We start from the raw sequence: 5364 nt of genomic DNA on the forward strand, positions 1-5364 counted from the left end.
CAGCAACAATGCCGGTTCCGGCCATCAGGTGTTTGCGGCGGGCGGTCAGCGGGCGCCGTTTGGTGGACCCGGGATTTTTGAAGCCCGGCTTTCTGGACCCCAGCGTGGCGAAAAGACGTGTCACAGCTTCAGATTTCCTTGCAGATGGCGTTGTGATTCCCGGGGTGGGCCTGAGACGAGGCCCTCACTTCCCGCGACAGCCTACCGTTCGTTGCGGGAGCGCGCGATGGGGAGGGCTCCCCCGCGGGAGCCAGGGAGGTCCCGCTCCGCGGTCCGGCGATCAGCCGCATTGCGGGATTCCATGACCCTCAGGCTCGCCCAGGGTGGTGTTGCCGACCTGGATGGTGCGGCCCACAAAACGGCCGTCCGGGTGCGAATTGATGCGGTACCACTTGTAGGTCCCGCGGGCATCCGGCACGGTGCGCCACATAAAGCAGTTGACGGTGAAGGACCCGTCGGAGCCGTAGGCCCATGGATAGTCACGGATCACGCCATCGCACGTGTGTTCCGCGCCCGCCGGCGACCGCCACGAGGTCTGCCCGGAGGCAGGCGCGTCCGTGCAGGTGCGGTAGCCGTTGACTGCGGCGTCCCAGTTGGTCTTGGCCGGGCCGGACTGCGCCGTGGCCGTGGCGATGCCCCCGCCGGTCCCCACGGAGTTGACCGTCTGGACCTGGATGGAGTGCCGTTCGTCGAAGCCGCCGGTGTTCACGGTCCGGCTGCCTGATGCGGCGACGTTTTCCCAGCCGCGGCCGTCGATGTTGATCCGGGTGGATGCGACATCGTTCGTTGCCGTGGACGGTGAGTTCCAGCTGAAACTGAGCGACTTCTGGTTCTGGCCGCCGTTCTGGCCGGAGGCGGAGGGCGTTCCGGGTGCGCCGTAGGGAGTGGCGCCGGCAGCGGCGCTGGCGTCCGAGCTCGGCGCCACGGTGGAGTTGGCCACCACGGTGATCCTGGTGGCGCCCCCGTTCGTGAAGCCGCCCACGGTCTGGCCGGGCCGGATGGGCCCGGACTGTCCCGTGCTGGCGTTGTAGGTGTAGCTGACCTCATTGGGCGCCGAGCCGTTGCGCTCAGCGTCGGTGAGTTCCCGGAAGTTGATGGTCACGGCCCTGCCCGCGCCGCCGGTGTTGGCCTCGGCGGCGCTGACCCCGGACACCTGGGAGAGCTTGCCGGTGGCGCGCCGCGGCGCGGACGGTGCGCTGACGGCGCCCTTGCCGGCCTTGTTCTCCGCCTGCACGGTGAAGGTGTAGGAAGCCTCGGAGTTGTTCGCGGTGAAGTTCGCAGTCCGCACCGTCCCGGGAACCATCTGGGTCTGCGTCGTCCCGCCCCCGCCGCTCATGGTGACGTAGTAGTTCCTGACCGCGTCGCCGTTGGTGTTCGGTTCGCTCCAGTTCACCTTCAGCTGGTTGGAGGTCCCCACGGCGGAGGCCACCGTCGACGTCGGTGCCGCCGGGGCTGCCGGGACGCCGGCGGGGTTGTCTTCGGCGGAGTAGATCCCCCACTCGGACGGGCCGAGTTCGTTGACGGCCTGGGCACGCACCTTGTAGCGGACGCCGTTGGTCAGTCCCGGCCAGGTGTAGTTCAGCCCGGTGACGCCGTTCTTCACGGCGACCCCGGTGGCCGGCGGCGGGGAGATCTCCAAGTTGTAGCTCTTGACGGCCGAGCCCTCGGTCTTTGCCGCAGGCCAGGCGATCACCATGTTTTTGTCCCCGGCTTTGACCGTGGGGGCCTCCGGCGGGGAGGGCTTCTCATCCGGCCTGATCTCGTTGGAGGACGCCGAGGGCGCTGACTGGCCCACTTCATTGGTGGCGGTGACGGTAAAGACGTACTTGACGTCGTTGGTCAGGCCGCTGAGGGTGCAGGTGGTGGTGGCGCAGTCCTGGCTGAAGCCGCTGGAACTGACGGTGTATTTGCTGATGGCAGCGCCGTTGTCCGACGGCGGAGCCCACTTGAGCACGGCGGTGCGGCTGCGGACGTCGGTCGCGGACGGGGCCGAGGGGGCATCCGGTTTGTCCCGGACCGTGATGCGCACCCGGCCGCTGGCCTGCCGGGACGGATCCCCGGTCTTGTCCAGCACGGTGTAGCGGACCACCATCACGCCCTTGGAGCCGTCGGCGGGAGTCACGGTGATCGAGTCCCCGTTCACGGCGGGGGCGCCCGCGGCCGAGCCGGTTTCGACCGTGGCCGAGATGATCTTCAGCGGGGTTTCGGCGAACGGGTTGAAGTCGTTGGCCAGGACGTTGATGGTCTCGGTTTTGCCCGCGTTGGCTTTCTCGATGACGTCCTCGTTGGCCGTCGGGAGGGGCCGGTTGGAGGCGACGACGGTGGCTTCCACCGTGGCCTTGACCGGCTCGGAGCGGCCGTCGGTGACCTTCAGCGGGATGCTCCCCCGGCGTCCCGCGGCGATGGTGGCCTCCGCGCTGACCTTGAGGGTCTGGCCCTCAATGGTGGCCTTGAGCCCCTCGGGCAGGGTGCCGTCGAGCTCGAACTTGAGCTTCTCCTGGTCGCCCGAGTCGACATCCTTGGCGAGGTTGCCCAGCTCGAGGCTGACGGACTCGGCCTTCGGCACCTCGAGGTCGGTCCCGCTGAAGGTGGGCTGGTGGTTGGCGTTGGGGTCGGGAATGACCCTGGTGATGATGCTCAGGGTCGATTTCAGGCCCTGCGGATCGTCGGGTCCGGTGCCGTCCGTGACCTCGAAGGTCACGGAGCCGGGGCCCACGTAGTCCTTCAGCGCGGCGTAGCGCAGCGCAGTGCCGTTCCCGGCCACGACGTTCTGCGAGTCAGCCCCCTGCACCCGGACCTTGTCCACCTGCGTGATCCGGGGCGTGTGTCCTGCCCGGACCCGGACGTACTCGTTCAGGTCGAGGTTGATTTCGTTGCCGGACATCACTTCGACGACGTCGGTGCGCGCCAGGGTGGGGTGCTGCTCGCCCTGGCCGGGAACCCAGATAACCGCCGTCGCGCTTTGGCCGTCCACGTCGGTGACGGTATACGGGACCAGCTGGTCCTTCGGGGCGAGGGTCACGACGACGTTGCCGCCACCTCCGGCGCGCGCGTTCGGGTTGCCGTCCGGCAGGGAGACCTTGAGCTCGGCGGCGACGCCGTCGGGGTCGGAGTCGTTCTTGAGGACGGGGACGTCGACGGCGGACTTGCCGAGGGTCTCCGCGGGGGTGACCACGTCGTCTTTGGCGGCCGGGAGCTTGAGGGCCGCATCCGGGCTGATCCGGACCCGGATGACAGCACTGCCCTGGGCCTTCTTGTCATCCTGGATCTTGTAGCCGACGCTCTCGCTGCCGGCGGTGCCGGGGGCGGTGAGGAGGACTTTGCCGCCGTCGGCCGGCTCGACGCTGAGTTCGGGCCGGGCTTCGAAGGCGTTGGAGACCAGGCTGACCGGGTCCCCGTCCGGGTCCGAGTCGTTGCTGAGGGCGTCGACGGCGATCTTGCGGCCGGGGCGGACGTCGACGGCGTCGTCGACCGCGATGGGTTTCTGGTTGTTGGCTTCCGGCGGGGCGATGCCGACAATGACGGTGCCGGTGTTTTCGGCGCCGATCCGGTCCCGGACGCGGTAGCTGAAGGTGTCCGTGCCGGCGGAGTCGCCGGTGGCGGTGAATTCGAGGTAGCCGTCCTTGACGACGGCCGTTCCCATGGCCGGGGCCTTGTCCACGCCGGTCAGCTGGACGGAGTCGCCGTCGGAGTCAATGCCGTCCAGCGGCACGGGGATGCGGACCACCATGCCTGCCACCACGCGGGCGGTCAGGTTCTTCGGTTCGGGGCGGGTGTTCCGTTCGTCGTCGCGGGCCCGGATCCGGATGGTGACCTGCTGGGAGTCCGACTGCCCGGAGTCGTTGGTGACCTTGTAGATGGCGTACACGGTTTTCGGCTGCTCGCCGGCGATGAAGCGCAGCGCGTTGCCGGAGGGGAAGATGCGGCCGTCGGCGGCGTCGGGCTGCTGTGCCAGCGCCGGTTCGAGGGTCAGTTTTCCGCCGTTGGGGTCGGTGTCGTTCCCGAGGACCGGGATGGTGACGACGTCGCCGGCACGGACGGTCGCTTCATCCGGTTTGGCCTGCGGCGCCTGGAGTTTGGTGGGGGCCGGGACGACGAGGACGGCAATCTCTCCGGTGGCGGAGGACTTGCCGTTGGAGATGGTGTATTTGACGTTGAGCTGGCCCTCGGCGCGGATGTCGGTGATCCGGACCACCGAGTGGTCCAGGACGGACACGCTCACGGGCTCCCCGTCCGCCGCGGTCACGGACTGGACCACCAGGACGCCGCCGGAGGGGTCGGAGTCGTTGCCGAGGACATCCACCAGGACGCTTCCGCCGCTGGGGAGCAGGGCGGTGTCGCGCACGGCCACGGGGGCGCCGTCGCCGTTGCCGGGGACGACGTCGACGCGGACCAGCTGCTGGGCGCTGGCCGGGCCGTTGGTGACGAGGTAGGAGACGTAGTGGGGTCCCTGGGCGGTGGAGGAGAAGGTGAAGGTCTGCTGGTCCGCGCCCATCGTGGCGGTGGAGTTGCCGTCCGGGGTGACCTGGGCGAGGCGGAGCGCGCCGCCCTGGGGATCCGAGTCGTTCTTGAGCGGGGCGATGACGGTGTCCACTCCGGCGACGGCGACGATGTGGTCCGCGTTGGCGATCGGCGGCAGGGCGCCCGGGGCGCGGACGTCGACGGTGATCTTGCCTTCGGTGCTGGCCTGGCCGTCGGAGACGGTGACGGTGACCACCTTGCGGCCGGGCTCGGAGCCGGCGTCCTGGAAGCTGAGCAGCCCGTCGGGACGGGCTTTGACCTGGTCGCGGGGGTCGCTGCTGGTGGCGCTGACGACGTAGAGGTCGTCGCCGTCGGGGTCGATCCAGTCGGTCAGGATGTTCTGGCTGACCAGCTTGCCGGTTTGCACCAGGAGGGAGGTGTTCCGGTTGGGTTTCTGCCGCGGGGCGGAGTTCTCCCCCGCCGGGACAACGGTGAGCGTGACGTCGGCGGAGGCGGAGAGCCCGCGGCCGTCGTCCGCCGAATATTTAAACGTCTCCGTGCCGGTCTTCTCTGCGGGCACGCTGACCTGGAACCCGGTGGAACCATAGATCGGCGCCAGGAGTCCGGATTTGATCGGATCGGGTGCCCGGACGGTGAGGATGTCGCCGTCGGGGTCCGTGTCGTTGTCGAGCACGGGCAGGATGGTGGTTTTGCCGGCGCGCACGCCGAAGCTGTCCGGTTTGGCCGCGGGGGCGCTGTTGGGTTTGGTGCGGTCCGGGAGGACGGTCTGCTGGACCTCGTCGGCGGAGTCCTTGTCCGCATCGTCGGAGGTCTGCTGCGGGGGGATGACGTCGTCCCAGTTGTTGACCAGCTGCATGTTCTGGTTCACCAGCCACACATTGC

The 5364-nt window shown here is 68.9% G+C and carries 1 protein-coding gene; it reads right to left on the bottom strand.

Annotated elements, in window-relative coordinates; genetic code table 11:
- Positions 1-280: 280 nt before the first annotated feature.
- A partial coding sequence (locus QCD75_RS21505; RefSeq protein WP_301231555.1) for an Ig-like domain-containing protein occupies positions 281-5364 on the bottom strand: 5084 nt, incomplete at its 5' end.

Origin of the sequence: Arthrobacter sp. PsM3 (assembly GCF_030433895.1) — a bacterium.
Taxonomy (GTDB): Bacteria; Actinomycetota; Actinomycetes; order Actinomycetales; family Micrococcaceae; genus Arthrobacter.